18 protein-coding genes are annotated in these 21,054 nt (G+C 41.4%); 6 read left to right on the top strand and 12 right to left on the bottom strand.

From position 1 onward, the window contains the following. Nucleotides 1-80 precede the first annotated feature (80 nt). The 5 genes from BMY70_RS13640 (at nucleotide 81) to BMY70_RS13620 (ending at nucleotide 7,765) form a co-directional block, all read left to right on the top strand. Nucleotides 81-3,512: a response regulator gene (locus BMY70_RS13640; RefSeq protein ID WP_090335747.1), complete on the top strand. Its 3,432-nt coding sequence runs from the start codon at nucleotides 81-83 to the stop codon at nucleotides 3,510-3,512. After that, nucleotides 3,509-4,330: a CheR family methyltransferase gene (locus BMY70_RS13635; protein ID WP_229209605.1), complete on the top strand. Its 822-nt coding sequence runs from the start codon at nucleotides 3,509-3,511 to the stop codon at nucleotides 4,328-4,330. Before BMY70_RS13640 ends, BMY70_RS13635 begins: the two co-directional genes overlap by 4 nt. Further along, nucleotides 4,327-4,917 carry a chemotaxis protein CheB gene (locus BMY70_RS13630; RefSeq protein ID WP_090335746.1) on the top strand — a complete coding sequence of 197 codons (591 nt, stop codon included), beginning with the start codon at nucleotides 4,327-4,329 and terminating at the stop codon, nucleotides 4,915-4,917. Before BMY70_RS13635 ends, BMY70_RS13630 begins: the two co-directional genes overlap by 4 nt. Before the next feature lie 2 nt (nucleotides 4,918-4,919). Next, nucleotides 4,920-6,839 (top strand): response regulator, encoded by a 1,920-nt coding sequence (locus BMY70_RS13625; RefSeq protein ID WP_090335745.1) that lies wholly within the window; start codon nucleotides 4,920-4,922, stop codon nucleotides 6,837-6,839. A 155-nt stretch (nucleotides 6,840-6,994) separates the two neighbouring features. Continuing rightward, nucleotides 6,995-7,765 carry a hypothetical protein gene (locus BMY70_RS13620; protein WP_090335744.1) on the top strand — a complete coding sequence of 257 codons (771 nt, stop codon included), beginning with the start codon at nucleotides 6,995-6,997 and terminating at the stop codon, nucleotides 7,763-7,765. A gap of 58 nt (nucleotides 7,766-7,823) precedes the next feature. Here the strand turns inward: BMY70_RS13620 and BMY70_RS13615 are convergent, their stop codons facing one another. From BMY70_RS13615 to BMY70_RS13585, 7 genes are all read right to left on the bottom strand, one after another. Continuing rightward, a complete protein-coding gene (locus BMY70_RS13615) occupies nucleotides 7,824-9,086 on the bottom strand; it encodes an SAM-dependent methyltransferase (protein WP_090335743.1) in 1,263 nt (420 codons plus the stop codon). Between the two features lie 23 nt (nucleotides 9,087-9,109). After that, complete coding sequence (locus BMY70_RS13610) at nucleotides 9,110-9,922, bottom strand: DUF1365 domain-containing protein (RefSeq protein WP_090335742.1); 813 nt, start codon at nucleotides 9,920-9,922, stop codon at nucleotides 9,110-9,112. 23 nt (nucleotides 9,923-9,945) lie between these two features. Then, on the bottom strand, nucleotides 9,946-11,223 hold the full coding sequence (locus BMY70_RS13605; RefSeq protein ID WP_090335741.1) for an NAD(P)/FAD-dependent oxidoreductase: 1,278 nt from the start codon (nucleotides 11,221-11,223) through the stop codon (nucleotides 9,946-9,948). After that, complete coding sequence (locus tag BMY70_RS13600; RefSeq protein ID WP_090335740.1) at nucleotides 11,220-12,344, bottom strand: alpha/beta hydrolase; 1,125 nt, start codon at nucleotides 12,342-12,344, stop codon at nucleotides 11,220-11,222. The genes BMY70_RS13605 and BMY70_RS13600 overlap by 4 nt, the downstream gene beginning before the upstream one ends. Beyond that, nucleotides 12,341-13,378: an SAM-dependent methyltransferase gene (locus tag BMY70_RS13595; protein WP_090335739.1), complete on the bottom strand. Its 1,038-nt coding sequence runs from the start codon at nucleotides 13,376-13,378 to the stop codon at nucleotides 12,341-12,343. The genes BMY70_RS13600 and BMY70_RS13595 overlap by 4 nt, the downstream gene beginning before the upstream one ends. A 72-nt stretch (nucleotides 13,379-13,450) precedes the next feature. Beyond that, complete coding sequence (locus tag BMY70_RS13590; RefSeq protein WP_090335738.1) at nucleotides 13,451-14,263, bottom strand: DUF1295 domain-containing protein; 813 nt, start codon at nucleotides 14,261-14,263, stop codon at nucleotides 13,451-13,453. Further along, nucleotides 14,256-14,591, bottom strand: a complete 336-nt coding sequence (locus BMY70_RS13585; RefSeq protein ID WP_090335737.1) for a DUF1475 family protein — start codon at nucleotides 14,589-14,591, stop codon at nucleotides 14,256-14,258. The genes BMY70_RS13590 and BMY70_RS13585 overlap by 8 nt, the downstream gene beginning before the upstream one ends. 171 nt (nucleotides 14,592-14,762) lie before the next feature. On the opposite strand from BMY70_RS13585, the gene BMY70_RS13580 reads away from it, so the two are divergent. Further along, complete coding sequence (locus tag BMY70_RS13580) at nucleotides 14,763-16,610, top strand: chloride channel protein (protein WP_090335736.1); 1,848 nt, start codon at nucleotides 14,763-14,765, stop codon at nucleotides 16,608-16,610. A gap of 66 nt (nucleotides 16,611-16,676) precedes the next feature. Here BMY70_RS13580 and BMY70_RS13575 read toward each other — a convergent pair whose 3' ends face one another. The 5 genes from BMY70_RS13575 to BMY70_RS13555 all read right to left on the bottom strand — a co-directional run bounded on the left by BMY70_RS13575 (nucleotide 16,677) and on the right by BMY70_RS13555 (nucleotide 21,043). Continuing rightward, nucleotides 16,677-17,498, bottom strand: a complete 822-nt coding sequence (locus BMY70_RS13575; protein ID WP_229209604.1) for a DUF4097 family beta strand repeat-containing protein — start codon at nucleotides 17,496-17,498, stop codon at nucleotides 16,677-16,679. A 22-nt stretch (nucleotides 17,499-17,520) separates the two neighbouring features. Next, a complete protein-coding gene (locus tag BMY70_RS13570) occupies nucleotides 17,521-18,387 on the bottom strand; it encodes a DUF4097 family beta strand repeat-containing protein (RefSeq protein ID WP_090335734.1) in 867 nt (288 codons plus the stop codon). A 21-nt stretch (nucleotides 18,388-18,408) separates the two neighbouring features. Beyond that, the gene (locus BMY70_RS13565) at nucleotides 18,409-19,251 is read right to left on the bottom strand and encodes a HEAT repeat domain-containing protein (protein WP_090335733.1); all 843 of its coding nucleotides are present in this window, start codon (nucleotides 19,249-19,251) and stop codon (nucleotides 18,409-18,411) included. Beyond that, a complete protein-coding gene (locus tag BMY70_RS13560) occupies nucleotides 19,220-19,762 on the bottom strand; it encodes an RNA polymerase sigma factor (protein ID WP_090336500.1) in 543 nt (180 codons plus the stop codon). Before BMY70_RS13560 ends, BMY70_RS13565 begins: the two co-directional genes overlap by 32 nt. 384 nt (nucleotides 19,763-20,146) lie before the next feature. Continuing rightward, the gene (locus BMY70_RS13555; RefSeq protein ID WP_090335732.1) at nucleotides 20,147-21,043 is read right to left on the bottom strand and encodes an NmrA family NAD(P)-binding protein; all 897 of its coding nucleotides are present in this window, start codon (nucleotides 21,041-21,043) and stop codon (nucleotides 20,147-20,149) included. Nucleotides 21,044-21,054 lie beyond the last annotated feature (11 nt).

Below are 21,054 nucleotides of genomic sequence, written 5' to 3'. Positions count from 1 at the left end.
TCAATGACTTTTTTTTAATGATATTCACGTGATTTTCCAAAGATCAAAATTTTATAACTCTTCGTTACTTCATTCAGTGTATGCGTCTTTCTTTTCAGCAGCAGGTCTTTACAGGCATTATTATTTCAATTTTTCTTGTAATTATCGTAGGCTACACTTCATTTAATGCAATTATTTTACAGCAGGAAAATACTGGTTGGGTGGATCATACCCGTGAGGTAATCAAATCATCGTCGGATGTGCGAAATCAGTTATTGACTGCTGAAACAAATCTCAGAGGTTTTGCTCTTTTAAAAAACAGAAATTTTGAGCGCACACATCAGCTGGCAAGCGAAAAGACTTGGGAGCAATTCCTTTTTCTTCAAAAACTTGTTACAGATAATCCTATTCAGGCGGCACGCCTTGACACTTTATCTCCTGTTTTAAGAAGTCGGTTGGATTTGATGGCCAGACAGCTTGAAATGCTGAAAAATGAAAATTATTCTGCCGATTCACTTCGTACGATGGTTCTCGGCGGTCAAAAATTGTCGGCACAGTTAAAATTATATTTTGATAAGATTGAAAACGTAGAGAATGGATTGCTTGAAATTCGCGAAAATCAGGCGGCCGTTAGCTCAGCCAGGGCCAAACAAGTTATTCTGGCGGGAACGGCTATTTTTATGCTGGTCATTTTTGTCTTGTTTTATGTCATTCGTAGAACTTATCTCGCGCAGCTAAACTCGGAAAAGGAAACATTGAAAGCCAACCAGGAACTCGCAGTTCTGGCAATTGAAGATCAGCGTAAAAACTGGATATTGTCGGCCGCTGTCGAAGTCAGTGTTGTGATTCGCGGAGAACCAAAGGAGGATGAACTGGCGAGAAATTTTCTTACACGTGTCGCTGAGGTCACGCAGGCCACCACGGGAGTGCTATATGTAATCAGTCGAATTGGTGATGTCTGGGATCTGGCAGCCACTTATGCTGTTGATCGCAAAAATGATTTGCCCGACTCGATTAACAAACAAAGCGGGGTTCTCGGCCAGGTTATTCAGGAAAAATCAGTTTTTAAGCAACTCGAAGTACCTCCCGGATATTTAAAGATCAAGTCCGGTCTCGGGGAAAGTGCTCCGGGCACGGTACTGATAAAAACGTTGATGCAGGGAGGCAAGGTAGTCGCGGTGCTTGAACTCGGTTATCTTGAAAAACCGGATGATAATGTATCAAAATTGCTTGACAGGATTTCTGATGGCGTTGCTATTTCGTTAACGGCGGCAAGAGAGCGGCAATTGACGAAAGAATTGCTCGATAAAACCCAGCTTCAGGCAGAAGAGTTGGAAAGCCAGCAGGAAGAATTAAGGGTCACGAACGAAGAATTGACGCGGCAAACGTCACTCTTACAGGTTTCAGAGGAAGAACTTCGGGTACAGCAGGAAGAGCTAAGGCAGATCAATACCGAACTGGAAGAAAAGGCATTTCTTTTGGAAGAACAGAAAAATACGATCGAAGAAGCGCGTGATCAGATTCAGCGCAAGGCAGATGAACTCGAAACTACGGGAAGATTTAAAAGTGAATTCCTGGCCAATATGAGCCATGAACTTCGTACGCCGCTTAACAGTATCCTGATTCTTTCAAGAATATTATCTGAAAATAAAGGAGCGCGTTTAAACGATGAAGAACAGAAATTTGCTTCGGTCATAAACAATTCCGGGAATGATCTTCTGACGCTGATTAACGATATTCTTGATCTTGCAAAAGTAGAATCCGGTAAAATAGAATTGCATTCGGAAGAAGTCAATACAGATTTTCTTCTTGCCGAAATCAAAAATACTTTCCAGAAAATTGCTGAGAATAAAGGATTGCACCTGGCGCTTTTGAAAGGTGAAAACTGTCCGGAAAAACTGTTTATCGATCAGGTGAGGCTAGTCCAGATCCTGAGGAACCTTCTTTCAAACGCGATTAAATTCACATCTGCTCCCGGAAAGGTTTCATTGATTATTTCTCAAACTGACGGGAAACTGAATTTTGAGGTTTCGGACACAGGTATCGGAATTCCTGCCAATAAGCAGAATGCGATTTTTGAGGCTTTCCAGCAGGCAGATGGTTCCACGAGCAGAAAATATGGCGGCACAGGATTAGGGTTATCGATCAGCCGGGAACTTGCAAATCTTTTCGGGGGGGCTATTTCATTAAAGAGCGAAGTTGGAAAAGGTTCAACTTTCATGCTGACTATTCCCCTGGAAGTCAATCCTGAAAAGAATAGACAAGAACCGGTAATTTCTGAACCTGTAAAGGAAGTAAAAACGGAGATTGTCAAGCCGTCTGCAGATGCGGTGAACGAGCGTGAAAATCGTTTGTTATTAATCGAAGACGATCCGATTTTTGCTGAAGACATGGCAAATAAAGCACGTGAAAGTGGTTTTGAAGTTTTAATTGCTGATACCGGATACAAGGCGTTACGTTTTGTGGCAACGTTCAAACCTACGGCCATCATACTGGATATGCATCTTCCTGACCTTTCGGGAGACGAAGTTTTAAAAGAACTAAAATCAGATCCGCTTACACGGATGATTCCTGTTCACACGGTTTCAGCCGGAGATGAAAGTATAGCAAAAGTGATGGAGGAAGGTGCGATTGGTTTTATGCAAAAGCCAGTCGACAAAAGATCGGCGGAAGTTATTTTTGACTTGCTAAAACTGGAAGGATCAACTCCCGAAAAGAAAAGGATTCTTCTGATCGAAGACGACGCTTTCCAAAGTAAACATTTTGGTGATTTTCTGGAAGCCAATAATCTTTTTGTATTGTACGCTTATTCCGGTGAAGAGGCGTTGTCACTGCTTTCACGGGAAATAGTAGATGGTATCATTCTTGATATCCGCTTGTCCGATGTCAACGGGCTGGATTTACTTGATCAGATTAAAGCAGTTCCGAAATGGGCTTCCTTACCAGTTGTAGTAAACACTGCCGAAGATCTTTCTCAGGAAGACCTAACCCGCGTTATGAAATATTCCCATCCTGTGGTGATGAAAACGCGGAAATCGAACGATCGTTTACTGGATGAGGTTAATCTGTTCCTGAAAAAAATTCAGCCAAAAACGGCTCCTTCAATTCAGAATAATTATTCATTCAGCAATCCTGTGGTTCATTCCGAACGTGTTTTTGTTGGAAAGAAAGTATTGCTGGCTGATGACGATATGCGGAATATTTTCGCGCTGAGTGCCGTTTTGGAAGAGGCCGGCTTTACAATTACGATTGCAACAAACGGGCGTGAAGCATTGGAAAAGCTTGGGGAAGAAAAAGATGTGGATTTAGTTCTGATGGACGTAATGATGCCCGAAATGGACGGTATTGAAGCCACAAAATTTATTCGGAAGCAGGCAAAATGGAACAACCTTCCAATCATCGCCGTTACTGCGAAGGCTATGCAGGGAGATCGTGAATTATGTCTGGCTGCGGGTGCTAACGACTATATTTCCAAACCCGTGGATGTTGATAAATTATTGTCATTGATCAAAGTTTGGCTGCATTCCGTATGAATATGACAATGTTGGAATATGAAGAGCTGGAAGCTTTGATTGTGAAAGTGAGGGAAATTTCGGGGTTTGATTTTTCCGGGTATGCGCGTCCGTCTTTGCTCCGCCGCGCGTCTAGATTTCTCAACAGGCATACGATGAGCCTGTCCGACTTGATGACGCATATCGAGCAGGGAGGGAAGGCAGTTTACGATTTTATCCAGGAGTTAACAGTAAACTATTCGGAGATGTTCAGGGATCCCGATTTTTTTATCAAACTCCGCTCGGAAGTTTTCAGCTATCTGGAATCCTATCCTGCGGTCAGGATTTGGGTGGCAGGCTGCGCATCGGGTGAAGAAGCTTATTCGCTTGCAATCCTGTTGAAAGAGACGGGTATGTATAACAGAGCGTTGATCTATGCGACGGATCTAAGTGAGCGTGTGCTGGCTTCTGCCCGTGAAGGGGTTTTTGGTTTGGGGCACATGCGGACATTTTCGGAAAACTATATGCTTTCAGGATGTAAAAATTCTTTGTCGGATTACTATCATGTAGCGTACAGTCAGGCTGTTATGGTTCCTGATTTGAGAAAAAATATTGTTTTCTCATTGCATGACCTAACCGGCGACGGTGTTTTTAATGAGTTTCAAATGGTTAGCTGCCGAAATGTGATGATTTACTTTAATCTGGAACAAAGGCAAGAAGTTTTCAGACTTTTATACGAAAGCCTGGCAATGTTCGGTTTTCTATGTCTTGGGAAAAGGGAAACATTACGTTACTCGGGTTTTGAGGAAAATTTCAGGATCATCGATTCACATTTGAACATCTATCAAAAAATAAGATGATGGAAAACAAGGACCTGCCTTTGGAATTAGTTTTGATCGGAGGTTCGTCGGGGAGTTTTGTCATTTTCGAAGAGATTTTGAAGTTGTTGGACCGGCCGTTGTCCTGCGCGATCTTATTTGTGCTGCATCGTGGAAAATCCAGTTTATTTGAGTTACCGAAACTATTTCGCTCTAAGACTCAGGTTCGAATGGAAGAGCCGCAACACCTTGATCCGATTATGAAAAACTGTATATATTTTGCAGTTCCGGATTATCACTTGCTGGTCGGGCCGGACGAGAGGTTTTATCTGGACGGAACTGAGAAGGATTTTTTTTCGCGTCCTTCTCTTGATGCCACATTTATTTCCGCTGCGCAATCCGGGATTTATATAAAAGCAGCGATGATTTTTTCAGGTGCAAGCGAAGATGGAGCCTTAGGAATGAAAATAATTGCCGAGCGGGGTTTTAAAACCTATGTGCAAAATCCAACGATTGCAGAAGTTGAAAGGATGCCGGCAGCAGCGATCAGAACGCATGGCAAACATCATATTTTGACCGAAAATGTTTTTGAAGAAATCAGAAGTATACTTTACAGTTACTCAACGTAGATATGGAAAATACTAAAATTCTGTTGCTGGACGACAGAGAGGAAAATTTGATTTCTCTGAAGGCGATTTTGAATCGTGATGATATAACGATTTTTGCTACCACTTCACCGAACGAAGCGCTTCGGATTGTCTGGGAGAACGAAATAGCTGTTGCGCTGGTTGATGTTCAAATGCCCGGCATGGATGGTTTTGAATTCGCAGAAACGCTGGCTTCGAATCCTAAAACGAGAGAGATATTAATCGTGTTCGTGACGGCTATTTCCAAGGAAACGACATTTGCGGTTCGTGGATTAAAAACAGGTGCGATCGATTATTTATACAAACCTCTGGACCCCTACATCACAAATGCGAAGGTAGATTCTCTGATACGTCTTGCGAGAAGTCAGAGGGAAATCAGAGAGAAAAACAGATTGCTGGAAAATTATGCTACCATTGTAACCAATTCTCCGGATATCATTTGTACGGTTCAGGCAGACTCAGGACGTATTTTATCCATAAATCCCTCCGTAAAAACAATTCTCAATCTTGATCCTGAAAAACTGATCAATATTTCGATGCTCGATTTGCTGGTCGAGCCAATGCGTTCTGGTTTGCAAAGTGTTTTGATCAACCAGACCTATCTGAGCGGAGATACCATTGTGGTTGAAGATCAATTTTTCGGAAAATTCCGGCAGCCGGTTTGGCTGGAGCTTCGGATTATGTATAAAAACAGGCTGCTCTTTATTAATCTCCACGATATAGAAAAACGCAAAGCTCACGAGCTTGCGTTGGTTGAAGCCAGAAGTCTCGCCGATAAGTCAAGGAAAGTCAAAGAAGCTTTTCTGGCAAATATGAGCCACGAAATCAGAACTCCGTTAAACGGGATCATCGGAATAGGAAATCTTTTGGAAGCAACTGATCTCGATAGCCAGCAACGCGAATTGCTCGAAATGCTTTTACATTCATCAGGCTCTTTACTTAATATTCTTAACGATATCCTGGATATTTCAAAGATCGATGAAGGAAAGTTCTCGATACTTCCGACACCAACGAATTTGAGCGTTGTAGGAAAAGGAATAGTTGATCTTATGCGATTTAAAGCAGATGAAAAAAGACTTCAGCTGTCTCTTTCTGTAGACAAAGAAATACCTGACAGCATGCTGATTGACGGGATGCGGCTCAATCAGATTCTCATGAATCTGGTAGGTAATGCATTAAAATTCACCCATGCCGGTTATGTGAAATTGAAAATTCAGCATATGGGCGTTTCGGGAGACTTACATGAAGTAAGATTCTCTGTTGAAGATTCGGGTATAGGAATTTCTGAGGATAGGATTTCTGCAATTTTCTCGGCCTATGGCCAGGCAACTTTGGAAACATCGCATAATTATGGCGGAACCGGATTGGGGCTGACAATTTCGCAAAAACTGGTTTTACTTATGGATAGCGAACTGAAAGTTGCCAGTCAGTTTCAGAAAGGGAGTGAATTTTATTTCACGGTGATGTTGAAGGATGCAAATCAAAAACAGGAGAAAAAGTCGATTGTTTCCTTCAAAAGTCTAACTCCTTACTTTGGTAAAAAGGTTTTGGTTGCCGAAGATAATCATATAAACTCATTGCTTATTAATAAGTATTTAACGACCTGGCTGATTGATACCACGCTGGTTGTCAATGGGAAAGAGGCTGTTGATGCTGTGCAAAATGAAGAATTTGATTTAATCATTATGGATACCCGTATGCCGGAAATGGATGGGTTTCAGGCTGCCAGTTTTCTACGCAAAGAACTGAAAGTTTCTACTCCGATTTTATCACTTTCGGCTACTGTGCTGGAAGAAGATCTCCGGCAGGCAATAGAATCAGGCATGAACGACACGTTGTCCAAGCCATTTGAGCCGGTAAAATTACACGAGAAGATCGGAAAATTATTGTCGATTTCCGTATAGTGATTTACGTAAATCGCGAATGTGCAATTGAGAGGCGGGACGATGAATTTTCATTAGAATAGTATTAGATGCAACGAATTTTCGTAATTATTCGTAATGATTTGAAAGTGATTTCGTTTAATTATAATTGAAATTCAGTGTTTATAAATAGCAAGATGAGAAGTAAAAAAAATGGCTTGTTCCTCCTTGCCCTGGCGGTACTTGCGGGGTGTAGTTCATCAAAGACTATTCCTTATGAATCAAAGTGGAATGCACCTTTTTCGTATGTCGATGAAATTAAACCAGACCAGAAAGATCAGGAGTCAAGACTGGCATATGGCATAATTAACGACGAGCATTATTTATATCTGACCATGACGACGCGTGACCCGTCTACAATTCAGAAAATTTTGAGTAGCGGTTTGAAAGTCTCGTTCAGCCCCGAAGGCCAGAAGAAGGAGGCTTATTCACTGCTGTTTCCCGTTGTAATGAAAGAAGACAGAAAAGCTTTAAAAAGACTTGATACCGATTTGCCGAACAGCCTTGGACTGAACCTGTTGATGGATTCGTATAATAAGGAGGCCGTTTGGAAAGATAAACAAGGACAGCGTTTTATCAATCTTGTGGAGGCTGACGGAAGCATAAAATCGCATATCAGCATGGATAAAAATGGTGAACTTACCGAACAGATTGCTATCCCTTTCAGTCTTATTGCCATGAACCCAAAAGAATCCTCAAATCTTGGGATCAGCATTAAAATAGACGGAGCATCCTCGCAGTCTGGCTTTTCTCCAAGGATCGGAATCGGTCTGGGAGGTGGAATTGGCATGGGCGGAGGAATGGGAGTGGGCATTGGTACCGGCAGCGGATATGGTTCCCGCTATGGTTCAAATGATCGTGGCGTAGATATCAGACTTCTGGTTCAGCTTGCACGCGGAAATGGTTGATTTTTTGTTTACAGTCTTTTGACTCCAACGCCCGCTATAAAGATCAGCGGGCGTTTTTTTATAAAAAATTGGTGTTATTTGGTCGGCTGTAAACGAGCTGCATAACGCTGATGTTCCGCATGGCAAATGCAGCTTCACAATAGCACAAATAGTAAGTCCATTTCCGAATAAACTGATCGTCATAGCCTAGACTTTTAATTTCAGGCAGACTATCATTGAATTTGTCGAGCCAAGCTTTTAAAGTGTATGCATAGTGCAAACCAAATTCTTTCAAATCCATAAGGCTCATGTCGCCAGTCCGGTTAACGGACTGGTTAATAGCCGAAACCGAAGGTAATAAAGAGCCCGGGAAAATATATTTCTGTATCCAGTCGACGTTTTTCCTCAAACTCGTATAACGTGAATCCGGACATGTGATTACCTGTATTGCAAGTATCCCGTCTTTTTTTAACAAAGAATTACATTTCTGGAAATAGGAATCAAGGTATTGATGGCCAACTGCTTCCAGCATTTCTATCGAGACTATTTTATCAAATGAACCTCCAATATGACGATAATCCATAAGCAAAATTTGTATCCGTTCCGTCAACCCGGCCTGCGCTATACGTTCTTCTGCTAATTTTTGTTGTTCAACTGAAAGTGTAAGAGAAGTCACTTTGCATCCATAATTTTTTGCCATAAAAATAGCATTTCCACCCCAGCCGCTCCCGATTTCCAGTACATGATCCGAAGGCCGCAAATTTAATTTTTGGCAAAGACGATCATATTTTTCAAACTGTGCTTCTTCGAGTTTCATATCTTCACGCTTGAAGTAACCACTCGAATACGTCATCGTTTTATCAAGAAATGTGGCGAAAAATTCGTTGTTCAAATCGTAATGCTCCGATATGTTTTTCCTCGAACCGGCCAGCGTATTGGATCGTAAATGATGCGTCACTCTGTTCCAGACGCGCAAAATGTTCAATGCAAATGTTTGAGATTTGCTTCCCGAAACATTTGGCGCATTTTCAATATTTAAAAGTACCCACGAAATTACGAGCGTAATGTTATCCGTTTCCCAAAGACCTTCCACATAAGCCTCTCCGAATCCGATATCTCCGAACAATATCAGTTTTTTAAAAAAATCTTTATGAGTAATGCTGACGGAAGCATAAACAGGGTTTATTCCATCACCAAAAGAATATGTCTGTCCGTCAGGCAATGTTAATTTCAGCCTGCCAAAATGCATTTGCCTAAGCTGCCTGAATACCAGTTGCTGATATAAACCTGGTTTTTCAGCCGCCTGTGATGTTTGGTTGAGTTCTGAGCGGGTTTTTAGCATCGTAAAAATGGGTGTCTTGGCAATTAGGAACTGTACGACCGGAAAACATCAGTTTGTAGTTCCGGGTTATCTGCTTTTTTTCGAAATGCTATTTTTTTTGTCCAAATCTTGAAAGCCTGCCAGTGAATCAGCCATGTTATCTGCATGGTAATCATCGGGATACTGAAAAAATAGCGGATCATATTTTTATCCGTCAGTGCTTCGCGTCTTCCTTTAAGGTTACTTAAAAAAAACAGCTCGCCGTTTTCATTGTAGTCATTTACTGCAATATTCAACTGTTTGTCAGGTATTTTTATATTAAAATCGAAATAACAATCCAGATCGATAAAGGGCGAAACATAGAAATTCTTGAACGTATTTAAATGAAATTTATCAGCTATAAGTGTTTCATTTCCAAGAAAATAAGCTTTCATTTCCTTGAACGTGTTACAAACCTCAGCAATGGAACAGACTGGATTTTCATGCTCATCATAACAGACGTAAAATGAAACCGGATTGAACTGATATCCAAGCGTACATAAATTGGTAAGCAACATAATACGTCCGTGGCCAATATTCACTCCGTGTTCCGCCAGGTACGTTGTGATATGTTCTCTTATCTTTTTTGACTTATCGGGCTTTTCTCTTGGTAATTCAAGATGATCAGCATCGCGGAAATTGAAAAGATTAAAGCGATTTCGGCTTAGCCACCTTAACTTTTGGGCAATAAAATCAAGCTCATCAAGATCCAGATAAAACATAAAAATATTGTAGTGAAATTTATGTTTTTTTGGATGAAGCCTGTGATGTGTCACACGCGCTTTATACAAGCAGGAATGTATTGTTTCAAGGTTCATGACCCATATACGACGAAATGATTTTAATAGATTGGTTCAATTAAACTTTTTGACTCTTTCAGGTTTTTACACAGATCGACGGCGCTTTTGAAGGCGTCTTCGTGGAAGCCATATTTGAAATAACTGCCACAGAAATAAACAGGGCCCGTTTCGTTCAGAAATTTCAAACTGCTTTGTGCATGAATTGCGGGAACGTCGAATAACGGATGATGGTAATCTATTTCTTTAATAATCTTCTTTTCGTTCAGGTCGTCCTGCGGATTAATTGAAACAAAATAATTTCGCTTTTTCGATACATTCTGCAGCAAATTCATCCAGTAAACGGTGCTTGGGACGTTCTCATAACGGTTGTTAGGAGCAATGCGGTAATTCCAGCTGCTCCACGCAAGTCGGGCATCTGGCATGACAAATTCATCTGTGTGAAGAACGGCTTTATTATATTGGTACTTGAATTTCGCAAGAACACTCGTTTCGAGATTTGTCGGATTTTCAAGCATTGCCAGGGCCTGGTCGGCATGACTGGCGATAATAACCCGGTCGAAAACCTCACTGGTTCCGTCAGATGCCAGCACGTTTACTTTCCCATTTTCACGTCTTATTTTAACTGCGCGGCGATTCGTATGAATTTTTTCCTTAAAAGGCCGAATCAGTATTTCACGGTATGACTGGCTGCCTTTGTCGAGCGTATACCACTGGTGTTGTGTGTTTAATCCAAGGAAACCGTGGTTTTTGAAAAAACGAATTAACGTCACCGCCGGGAAATCCAACATTTCTTTCATTGGTGTCGACCAGACGGCGGAGCTCATCGGAACCAGATATTTCCATAACATATCATCACTGAATCTGAGCTCCCGGATGTAATCGCCGACCGAATAATTCTGATAATGCGGATCGTCGAGAATTCGTATACTTTCCGTGTTGAACCTGGAAATCTCTGCGAGCATTTTCAAGTATTTCAGACTGAAAATGTTTTTCCGTTGTGCAAATAAATGATTAAGGCTGGAACCGCTGTATTCCAGACCAGAAGGCTTATGCTGGACGCTGAACGACATATCCGTTGTTTTGACCGGCGCATTTATTTCGTTAAAAAGTTTAGTCAGGTTTGGATAGGTTTCGTAATTAAAAACCATGAAACCGGTATCAACAAAAACAGACTTTCCATCTTCATCTACGGTCACGGTGTTTGTATGCCCGCCGATATAGTCATTTTGCTCGAAAAGCGTTATGTCATCTGTTTTATGCAGAAAATGGCCACATCCCATTCCTGCAATTCCGGTGCCGATTATTGCTGTTTTTTTCATGAATGTTGTGTTACTGATTTGAGAAAGTACATCACGGCGTAGGTCGAGAGCTGCCCGCCAGGACCGTTTAAATTATAATCAAATGCGTGTGTGGCCCACGGAATTGTGAGCAGATAGTGCTTAATTTTATGTTCTTCAAGTTTAATATTTAATCTCTGGCTATGTTCATATGCAACCAGGACATCGTTTTTCCCATGGATCAATAAAGTTGGAGGCGAATGATCGGAGACAAACAAAAGAGGGGAGCTTCTTTTATAATTTTCAGGATGTGCCTGATAGGTACCTCCCAGATAATCTTCCATCACTTTCCGTGAATCCATAATCAGGGGATTCGACGGCAACGAGTACCCCCAAACCATATCCGCTGGTCCGTAAAAATCAATGACACCCTTTATAGCGGGATCATGCAATGTGTATGCTGATAGTAATGCAATCTGGGCGCCGGCAGAACGGCCAAGAATGATAAAATTTGTTGTATCTATATTTAGTTCAGTTGCTTTATTTTTCAAAAAAAACAATGCATCCGCAACGTCCTCAACGGGCGCGGGACTTTGAAAATCAGGAGCCAAACGGTAATTTATCGCCGCCACATGGTATCCTTTCAGCGCCAGATATTCATTCAGTTCCGGAAGCTGCTGATTATCTCCGCTTTTCCACGAACCTCCGTGAATCACCACTACGCACGGTCTGTCTCCTTTTTTCTGAGCGGGGTAAAAGTTTAGAATCAATGTTTTTGCCCCGTTTTTTTTATAACCCATAGGGTTATACGGAACTCGGATATTCCCGGCTAGCTGCCTAGTTGGTGCATAAGGGCTATCAATATCCGGATCAAAAGCCCCGAAGGCTGCCGTCAGCTCTGATTCCAGGTCACGACCAATGAAATAGGCGCGCACGTTGGTTGATAAAAAAAGCAGCACCGAAATCAGCGAAATTGCAGCTGTTGCTAAAGGAAATGTTTTGGATTTTAGATTAACTACTATGATAGCAAGCGTCAGCAGTACAAAGATCCAAGGATATTCGTCAACCGCAATTGCCAACAGCCAGAGATAAAAAGCCGGAGCAGGCAGAACAGCCAGCAGAGAGACTAAAAAAAGTATAACAGTTGAGACGATATTGATCATATCGCAGGCACTTTAAAGAAAAGATAATGGCTTACCATCCACTCATTTCCATCCTCAAAATTCCATAATTCGGCGCAGGACATGTAAAAGATCCGCCAGTATACCCACCATTTCAAAGCCTGCTCTTTTCCATAGGTTTGTTCAAACAGAGGCATGATTTTCGCCTGGTGTTTATCCATATTTGAAAGCCAGGCTTCGGAAGTTTTTGCATAGTGTGTGCCATTTATAAGCCACTGGTTCTCCACGTGCAAATCTTCGTTAAAATAAAGCAGAAGGTCATTGCTTGGCATAACGCCCCCCGTGAAAAAGTATTTGCTCATCCAATCGGTTTCATCCTTTACCTCAAAAAGATATGCGTATTCTTTATGCGTAAATATATGTACAAACAATTTTCCGTTATCGTCAAGGAAGGATGCCACTTTTTTCATCAGCAGCTGGTAATTACGCATGTGTTCAAACATCTCAACTGAAACTACCCGGTCAAATTTTTCATCAGTTTCAAAAACATTGATATCGGCAGTGATCACTTTCAGGTTAGTAATATTAAGTAATGCAGCCTGCTGGTCAATGTGCTGTTTTTGAGTTTTAGAATTTGAAACAGCCGTAAATAAGCTACTCGGATATTTGGCGGCCATGTGTAAGGATAAAGAACCCCAGCCGCAGCCAAGTTCGAGAACGTTCTGTCCGTTTTCCAGTTCAGCCCTATGACAGGTTATTTCCAGCATATCTCTTTCAGACGTGTCGATATCAGTAACACCGGGTTCCCAAAAACCGCACGAGTATTTAAGATTTTTGCCCAGACAATATTTATAAAACTCGGTGGGAACCTCGTAGTGCTGCTCGTTAGCTTCTGCGGTATTCACAGCTATTGGCGATGATTTCAGCATGTCAACAAAATTCAAAAGATGCTGGCGCTGTGCTTCCTGGCTTCCCTTATCTTCCTCCTTCAAACGTTGTTTCAAATATTTCCGAATACCCATCCGGATTAGAAAATCAGGAATCTGGTTTTGTTCCAGCAGCTTGTCATACCACATAGTTTTATAAGGCGGGTTAAAATGTTGTTTAAGCGATATACGCTATGAATTTTTAAATAGATTTGTCAGTAGCTAAATTTTCTGGGGTATCTGATTTTTCTTCTTGAACCACGGGAAAAACGCACTGGTGGACTTTTGATAAGCAGAATACAGTGCGCCTTTCGATCGTAAAGATTGTTGTTCTGTGGCTGGGATTCCGGTCACGTTGAACAGCAGGTATAAAATGATCGCAGGGCTAGTCACTGAAATCAAACCATACGGTGAGCCAAGTGAGAAAACAAAATAAGAAACCCAGATCAGCCATTCAAAAAAGTAATTGGGATGACGGGAATAATACCACAAACCAGTTTCGCAGACCTTTCCTTTATTGTCGGGATCTTCTTTGAACAGATCAAGCTGCCAGTCGGCAGTCGCCTCGCCAATTATTGCAAATATCCAGATCGAAAAACCGATATACTCAAATATTGATAATTCCTGAACTTTGTTCTGGGTGACAATGAAAAACGGAGCTGCAAGCAAGACATTGGAAAATGCCTGAGCCTGAAAAAACCAGAAAAACTTTTTATCTGCGATGGGAGCCCAATCTTTTCGAAGCTGCGCATAACGGCCTTCTTCCTCATGCAAATGGCTTAGTACACGTTTGCCCAGATGTGTGCCAAGTCTTACACCCCAAATTAGTACCATCGCAGAGAGTATAATTTTTCTCGTCTGAAATCCATCAGAAAAAAAATATACGATCACCGCAATCACAGGAAAATTAAAAGACCAGAAAATATCTACTATTCCGGCGTTTTTGACTTTTTTAGCCCAAAGCCAGACGAAGCTCATGATGACACAGCAAGTAATAAGCGATATAATAACAGGCAGCAGAACGGAATCACTCATGTCGTTTAGTAATAAGATCGAAAACGCCTTCTTCCGGCTCTAAACGGAATAATTCAATTAAAATATAGGCACAACTGGCAATGCTGCCCAGGAAAAACATCATAAAGAACCAGACAATTTTAGGGAGCATATCAGGCTCTTTATAGAAAATCCACAGATAAATGATGAACGCGTTGGCATAAAAGTCCCATAATGTAGCCCGCATCCAGGGGATTGATCCGAGAAAATCCCACTCTTCAAATAGATTGCTTGTAAGACTGGTCGTGACTACAACGTAACATATCCACATCAGAATTATCGAAAAAATGATTTTTAGGGCTGTAATCATACGTTCAAATGTTAGAAAGGTTGTGCTAAACTGCGTACGATGGAGATTTTTGCACTTTTTTCTTTACAAAAGCTGTCCCCAACACTATTAGTACGATTTTTTGAAGAATTCAGATTGAAAAGGGGAGGTATTCCCTAAAAAAGATGTTAATTTGAAGATAAAAGATTTGGGGTGAAGAGTAAACACATAAAAAAATATTACAGCTTCTTAAAGTTCAAACGCGACTTTACACGATTCAGTATCGATAAGGTGAAGAGTTACGAACTGGTGATGTTTTGGCTTAAAAGCATATTGAGCCGAAGCCAGTTTTTGATACTTTCAGGTATTATGGTCGGATGTACGGCTGGGTTTGCCGGTGTAGTTTTAAAGTCACTCGTCCATTACATACACTACATCATTACCTACAAAGTTCATTTTGAGGAACAGGTCTGGTTCTATCTTATTTTTCCTTTTTTGGGTATTGTGATTACAGCAATCGTCGTGAAATTGTTTTTCAAAGGCCTCGATAAAAAAGGAATTCCAGTCATACTGGCTGAGATCGCACAAAATGCCAGTAATGTTTCTCCCGTTAAAATGTATTCCCAAATTGTTCAGAGTGCTATCACAGTAGGTTTGGGAGGCTCTGCCGGACTGGAAAGTCCGATTGCGGTAACAGGAGCAGCGATCGGGTCGAATTTCGCACAAACGTATAAACTCGATTACCGTGAACGTACGTTGCTATTGGCCGCCGGAGCCACGGCTGGTATCGCCTCAGCGTTTAACGCTCCGATTGCGGGGATGATGTTTGCTTTTGAAATTTTGCTGACGGGCGTCGTATTTTCAGATTTTATACCTCTCGTAGTTGCAGCTGTATGCGGAAGTTTGATTTCAAGAATTTTATTAAAAGAAGAAGTTCTCTTCCAGTTTCACACCCGCGGCGCTTTCGATTACCACAACCTTCCGTTTTATTTGATATTAGGTTTATTATGCGGTTTTTACGCACGATATTTTCTTGTCATAACCAGCTACATCGAGGACTTTTTTCACTCGCTGAAACTTACAAAGGTTCGAAAGGCGATGGTTGGAGGAGCTATACTGTCCTTTTTGTGTGTGTTATATCCGCCCTTGTTTGGCGAAGGTTATGAGACGATAAAATCTTTTACAAATGGAGAGATAAAAGAGGTAATTGAAAACAGTTTTTTCAGTTTTATCGGATACCGCGAATGGGTAATTATCGTTTTTGTAGCTGTTGTCTGTTTGCTGAAAGCATTTGCTTCTTCGATCACAATTCAGGCAGGAGGGAATGGAGGGAATTTCGCTCCTTCACTATTCGCCGGTGGATCTTTGGGTTATGTTTTTGCACTACTGTGTAGCCAGGCGGGTATTGAAGGAGTTCCGGTCACTAACCTGATTCTCGTTGGTATGGCCGGAGTGATGAGTGGGGTTTTGTATGCCCCGTTAACCGCTATTTTTCTTATCGCAGAATCGAGCTCAGGATATGATCTTTTTATTCCACTAATGATGGTTTCCGTAATTTCTTTTTTAATGGCCAAATGGTTTTCGCCCATCTCTCCGGACCTGGCAAAAATGGCAAGTCAGGGAAAAATCTTTACGAGACAGCACGATCGAAATTTATTGTCACTTTTGCATACCCTTGACCTATTAGATAAAGATGCGCAGGTTATCAATGATAAATCTTCCTTTGAAGAACTTCGTGAAGTTTTGAAAAACGGCAAAAGGAACCTAGTAGCTGTTTTAAACGATAATTTAACACTGGTAGGAATAATAACGCTGGATGATTTAAGGCCAATTCTTTTCAGCCGTGATCTTGACAGTTCATTGACCGCCGGTAGCCTGATGCAGCAGCCAAAAGCAGTTATTATGGAAAATGATTCAGTTGTGACGGTTGCCAGCAAGTTCGATGAAACAGGTCTATGGCATTTGCCGGTTGTTAAGGTGTCAGGCGAGTTCGCAGGTTTTATTTCAAAGTCAAGTGTACTGAATGGTTATAGGCAACTTCTGCAGGCGCATTCCGGATAAAAATAAATTCCTGTTAAAGTGATTCATTTTTCTTTAACAGGAATCAAGTTGTATGTTCTTTTTCAGTTATTTAGCTTTCCTTACATAAATATTGCCATTCATATTTTTCATCATCACCTCTTTTCCACCACCATTGACTTTGCCCTGAACCCAGTCGGAAATACTTACTTTTTGCATACCTTCATTTGACGTCCGGACTGTTTTCGGGACGGTTTTATCAACGTCTATATCAAAATCACTATATATTTCGCCACGATCGGATTTTAGTTTTACATCGAATTTTGAAGACGCGGGAAAGGTTATATCGACTGCGCCGTTGAGTGTCGAAAACGCCATAGGTGCTGTCTGGTTAATTGCTTTAAAATTTCCTTTCAGATTTCCATTCACAGTATTTGCCACTACGGACCCAGAAACATTAGTAAGCTGAATTGCTCCGTTAACATTTGAGATTTCCATTTCACCACTGACATTTTCAATTTTTACATCGCCTTCGTTGACCGTTCCAACGCGCAGATCAAAATTCATTGGAACTTTGATCGTTAGATTGACCGGGTTTTTGGGGATTGCAACTTTGATACTCACGTTATTTTTTTCTTCCTCGATTGTTAGATCAAGCCCATTTCGGCCTGAGGAAATCCGCTTTAATCCTTTCGCAGCTTCGTCCTTTGAAACCTCATTTTTCTCACGTCCCTCTTTGGAGACAGCATCGACAATAACTTCTTTTCCGGCATATCCTACAATATGAATTGAGCCACGTATTATTTTTACTTCCAGCGACCCAGGTTTTGACGAGTCAGTCAGCGCGACTGAAATTTGCTCTTTTAAATCGTTCTGAGCGACGACGTTGATGGTATTCATGCTTGTGGTGACAAATAAAATTATCGCCATTAATTTGTGGGTTTTCATATGATCAGGATTGTTTTTTTAAATAAATATTTCCGTTGAACGTCTCAAATCTGAATGTTTTACCTCCATTGCCAATTCGTATTGAGGTCTCGGTATTGAGTTTGTAAATTGTTTTTCCCGGGCTGTTCTCCTGGTTTTTAACTACCGTTACGGGTAAAGTTGCTACATCAGGAAAATCCGTAAAAAATTCTCCGTTGAAACTTTTGAACTGGCAATCTGCTGAGAGGGTCCGAGGATAAGTTACAATCACATCACCGTTGAGCGTTTTAAATTGCGATTCACCCGGTGGAACAATCAGATAATTGGCCTCGACATTTCCATTGATGGTTTTTATATCGGAAGTACCTTTCGCATTGGCTAGTTTAATAGCGCCGTTTACGTTCGAAACTTTCAAAGAGCCGGTCACATCTTCAACCGTGACATCACCACCATTCACCGTAGAAACCAGCAGGTTCATTGAATAAGGGACTGTAACTGTAAATTCTAGCCGAAAATCGTATCTGTTTTTGTCCCGGTTGCCCCAGTTTTTATTGTTGCGATTGGGTCTGCTATCGAAAGGTTCAGTGATGTAAGCAAGTACGCTATCATCTTTTTGTTCCAGATTTACTTTAAATTCCTGCTTGGCTGCTTCAAGCAATTCTTCATTTCCGGCAGAAAGTGTCTTGTCCACTTCCACGAGGACCTTGTCGCCGTCGTAGCCCTTCACTGTGATAAATCCATTGATATTGTAAATAGCTAAAACATTGTGTCCTGACGCATTTGAGATGGGAAAATCCTTGCTGATATGTTCTTTGAAAACGGTCTTTTGTGCTGGTGCTTGGGTACAAGAAAGTACCAGTCCCACCAGAAACGGGATCATTATTTTTTTCATGGCTGATAAATTGATTTTTGGTTAAGTAAGATCTTTGATCGTCTGTTCGATTTTATTCTTCACCAGTTCATTGAGGTCCTCCTGGCGAAGCATCTGTTTAAAAGCTTTGATGGAACGTTTTTCCTGCAATTTCACCATGACGTCGGCAAGCGCAACCTGTACCATGGGAGAGTCTTGTTTAGTCAGTGAATGAACCAGTTGTTCTCTCACCAGAGGATCATTGGCAAACTGGGTGATGGCTTCCAGGGTTACCAGCCGCACGTTCACATTCGGGTCATTATTGAGCGTGGAAAAAAGCGCTTCGATAACTTTTTCATCCGCATGAGTGATTTCATTTGTATAACTAACGGCACGCAGCCGTTCGGTAGCTGACGGATTCTCTATTAAAGTCAGCATCATCACCTGACGCATTTCCTGAATCTGATTTGCAAGTGTGTCAATCTGCTCTGTATACGCCGTGGATGCTTTTTCGTTACGGTTCATTCTGAAACCGATAAGCCAGCCCAGACCAACAAGTAAGAGGCTGAAAGTCAATTGAACGGTCCACTGTGGTATGATAAATTGCCGGACTGCCTGAACCAGATTTTCGAACGAGTACCTGTCTTTTTGTTTAATGCTACCTTTATATTCACCAAGCATGCTGTTGAAATTGGCACGCATGGATTCGCTCGGAGCCTTCACCTTAGCTTCTCCCATCATATCCCAAAGCAGCTTGTGCTCGTTAAATTCCTGCTGACAGTCAGGACATCCTGCAAGATGTTTTTCGATTCTGATCTTTTCGGGGTCCGTCGACGGTTTATTTAACCAATCCGTGAACTTTGCTTTTGTATGGTCACAAGTCATGTGCTTTCCTTTGATTTTCATTACTTAAAAATACCTTTTTCAATTCTCCCAAAGCCCGGTGTACCCTGACCTTCACCGTCCCTTCGGTGATGTTAAGGATACCTGCAATTTCCTCGTATTTTAATTCCTGAAACCTGCTTAATACCAATATTTCCCGATGATCTTCGCTTAGTTGCGCCATAGCTCTATGCAGAGATTCGGCATCCTGCCTTTTTTCAAATTCCTCGTCTGCCGGGTTTCCGCCTGCAATCCGATCGGCCATAACGTGCACATCCTCATGATTTTTCGACTTATTCTGTTTGATTGAATCGTTTAAAACATTTCTTGCCAGGTGATACATCCATGTTCTGAATTCGCCCTCACCCGTGAAAGTATGACGGTATTTCAGCATCCGGTAAAATACATTTTGAACAATATCTTCGCTGGTTTCGGCAGTTCCTGTCATGTGATAAAGGAATGAAAACAACGGACGATGGTACCGCTCGAAGAGCAATCCCATCTTGTCAAGGTCTCCGGACTTTACACGGAGCATCAGCGAATTATCCGTTAGTGCGCTCAATCAATTATCTTATTTTTTGTGATCTTAAAGTGGAAACTGCGAACCTTTGAAAAGGTTACAAAGCTTCCGTCAGAATTTACTTTTATTTTTCAATTAAATTTGTAATTCTCTGATAATCAATAGAAAAATATGGAATTATATTTATTATTTTTTATCGTCAATATAATCAGCAGGGAAGATTGAATTTTTAGAAGGCTGCAAACAAAAATCCCCGGCAAATTGCCAGGGATTTTTCATAAATATTTTCTCACCTCAAATACGATAGGTATTTGACATGTAACAAAAGTCAAAAAGTTATCTTTATTAAATAATGACCATTGTCAGTTTTGCGTACTTTTTTTGACTGATTACGCTTTTCTAACTGTTTTGATAAGCAAAAGCAAATTCCACGGCAAAATCCTGCAAAGTGGTTTTGGTTGTATTATCAGCAGTCCGTACAAAGTCAGCCAGATATGATCCGGAATTCAGACCATCGAAAAGCTGGATATAGCCCTCCGCAATCTGTGGAGGAACACCTGCTCCAATCATACCTTTTTTAGCATCCTCTGCCGGATACTGGACGTACTGAAGTTCTGGCAGGCCGATCGCTTCTCCGAGTATTGACGCTACTTCTTCCATGGTATAATCTTGTGCGCCACCAATAAATTCTCTTGAAAATCCTTCGAAATTTAATTCCAACAGACGCTTGGCTGCTACTTCGGCAATATCACGCGTATGCGTTAATGGAATTTTCAGATCTTTCAGTAATGCATCTCCAAATGACCCGAGCCCCTTGATCTGAGGAATATATGCGTAAAGATTTTCAATAAAATAACCTGGGCGTAGAGCAAGAACGTTCAAATTCCTGACATTTTGGAGCTGTTGTTCCCACTCGCCAAGACCACTAACCGGACCAGCCCCGAAAGGGGCGAGCTGCGAACCCATCGAGCTCAGGATCACGACATTTTTTATGGCTGCGTTTTCTAAGGCATTTGTGATATTGGTACCAATTCTACGTTGAAATGCTCTCCATGACTCATCGATGACCCAGATAGGAGGAATAAGTGCATAAACCGCATCCGCACCATGGAATGTTTTTGTCAGAAAAGTTTCGTCTGACAGATCGCCAATTGCTGCTATTGCTCCTTTTTCAACCAAGTGCTGGATGTTTTTAGTTTTCCGGGCGATAGTAATTACCTCATGTCCGGCGCCTAATAACCTTTCCGCCACTATTTTTCCTGTGTGCCCGCTGGCACCTGTGATTACATATTTCATAGTTTTTAAGT

Origin of the sequence: Dyadobacter koreensis (assembly GCF_900108855.1) — a bacterium.
Taxonomy (GTDB): Bacteria; Bacteroidota; Bacteroidia; order Cytophagales; family Spirosomataceae; genus Dyadobacter; species Dyadobacter koreensis.
Note: the sequence above shows the minus strand (reverse complement) of the source record. Positions and strands in the feature narration are given on the sequence as shown.

Coding starts and splice junctions, on each gene's coding strand:
- BMY70_RS13640 (WP_090335747.1), top strand. CDS start 81: ATGCGTCTTTCTTTTCAGCAGCAGGTCTTTACAGGCATTATTATTTCA.
- BMY70_RS13635 (WP_229209605.1), top strand. CDS start 3,509: ATGAATATGACAATGTTGGAATATGAAGAGCTGGAAGCTTTGATTGTG.
- BMY70_RS13630 (WP_090335746.1), top strand. CDS start 4,327: ATGATGGAAAACAAGGACCTGCCTTTGGAATTAGTTTTGATCGGAGGT.
- BMY70_RS13625 (WP_090335745.1), top strand. CDS start 4,920: ATGGAAAATACTAAAATTCTGTTGCTGGACGACAGAGAGGAAAATTTG.
- BMY70_RS13620 (WP_090335744.1), top strand. CDS start 6,995: ATGAGAAGTAAAAAAAATGGCTTGTTCCTCCTTGCCCTGGCGGTACTT.
- BMY70_RS13615 (WP_090335743.1), bottom strand. CDS start 9,086: ATGCTAAAAACCCGCTCAGAACTCAACCAAACATCACAGGCGGCTGAA.
- BMY70_RS13610 (WP_090335742.1), bottom strand. CDS start 9,922: ATGAACCTTGAAACAATACATTCCTGCTTGTATAAAGCGCGTGTGACA.
- BMY70_RS13605 (WP_090335741.1), bottom strand. CDS start 11,223: ATGAAAAAAACAGCAATAATCGGCACCGGAATTGCAGGAATGGGATGT.
- BMY70_RS13600 (WP_090335740.1), bottom strand. CDS start 12,344: ATGATCAATATCGTCTCAACTGTTATACTTTTTTTAGTCTCTCTGCTG.
- BMY70_RS13595 (WP_090335739.1), bottom strand. CDS start 13,378: ATGTGGTATGACAAGCTGCTGGAACAAAACCAGATTCCTGATTTTCTA.
- BMY70_RS13590 (WP_090335738.1), bottom strand. CDS start 14,263: ATGAGTGATTCCGTTCTGCTGCCTGTTATTATATCGCTTATTACTTGC.
- BMY70_RS13585 (WP_090335737.1), bottom strand. CDS start 14,591: ATGATTACAGCCCTAAAAATCATTTTTTCGATAATTCTGATGTGGATA.
- BMY70_RS13575 (WP_229209604.1), bottom strand. CDS start 17,498: ATGGCGATAATTTTATTTGTCACCACAAGCATGAATACCATCAACGTC.
- BMY70_RS13570 (WP_090335734.1), bottom strand. CDS start 18,387: ATGAAAAAAATAATGATCCCGTTTCTGGTGGGACTGGTACTTTCTTGT.
- BMY70_RS13565 (WP_090335733.1), bottom strand. CDS start 19,251: ATGAAAATCAAAGGAAAGCACATGACTTGTGACCATACAAAAGCAAAG.
- BMY70_RS13560 (WP_090336500.1), bottom strand. CDS start 19,762: ATGCTCCGTGTAAAGTCCGGAGACCTTGACAAGATGGGATTGCTCTTC.
- BMY70_RS13555 (WP_090335732.1), bottom strand. CDS start 21,043: ATGAAATATGTAATCACAGGTGCCAGCGGGCACACAGGAAAAATAGTG.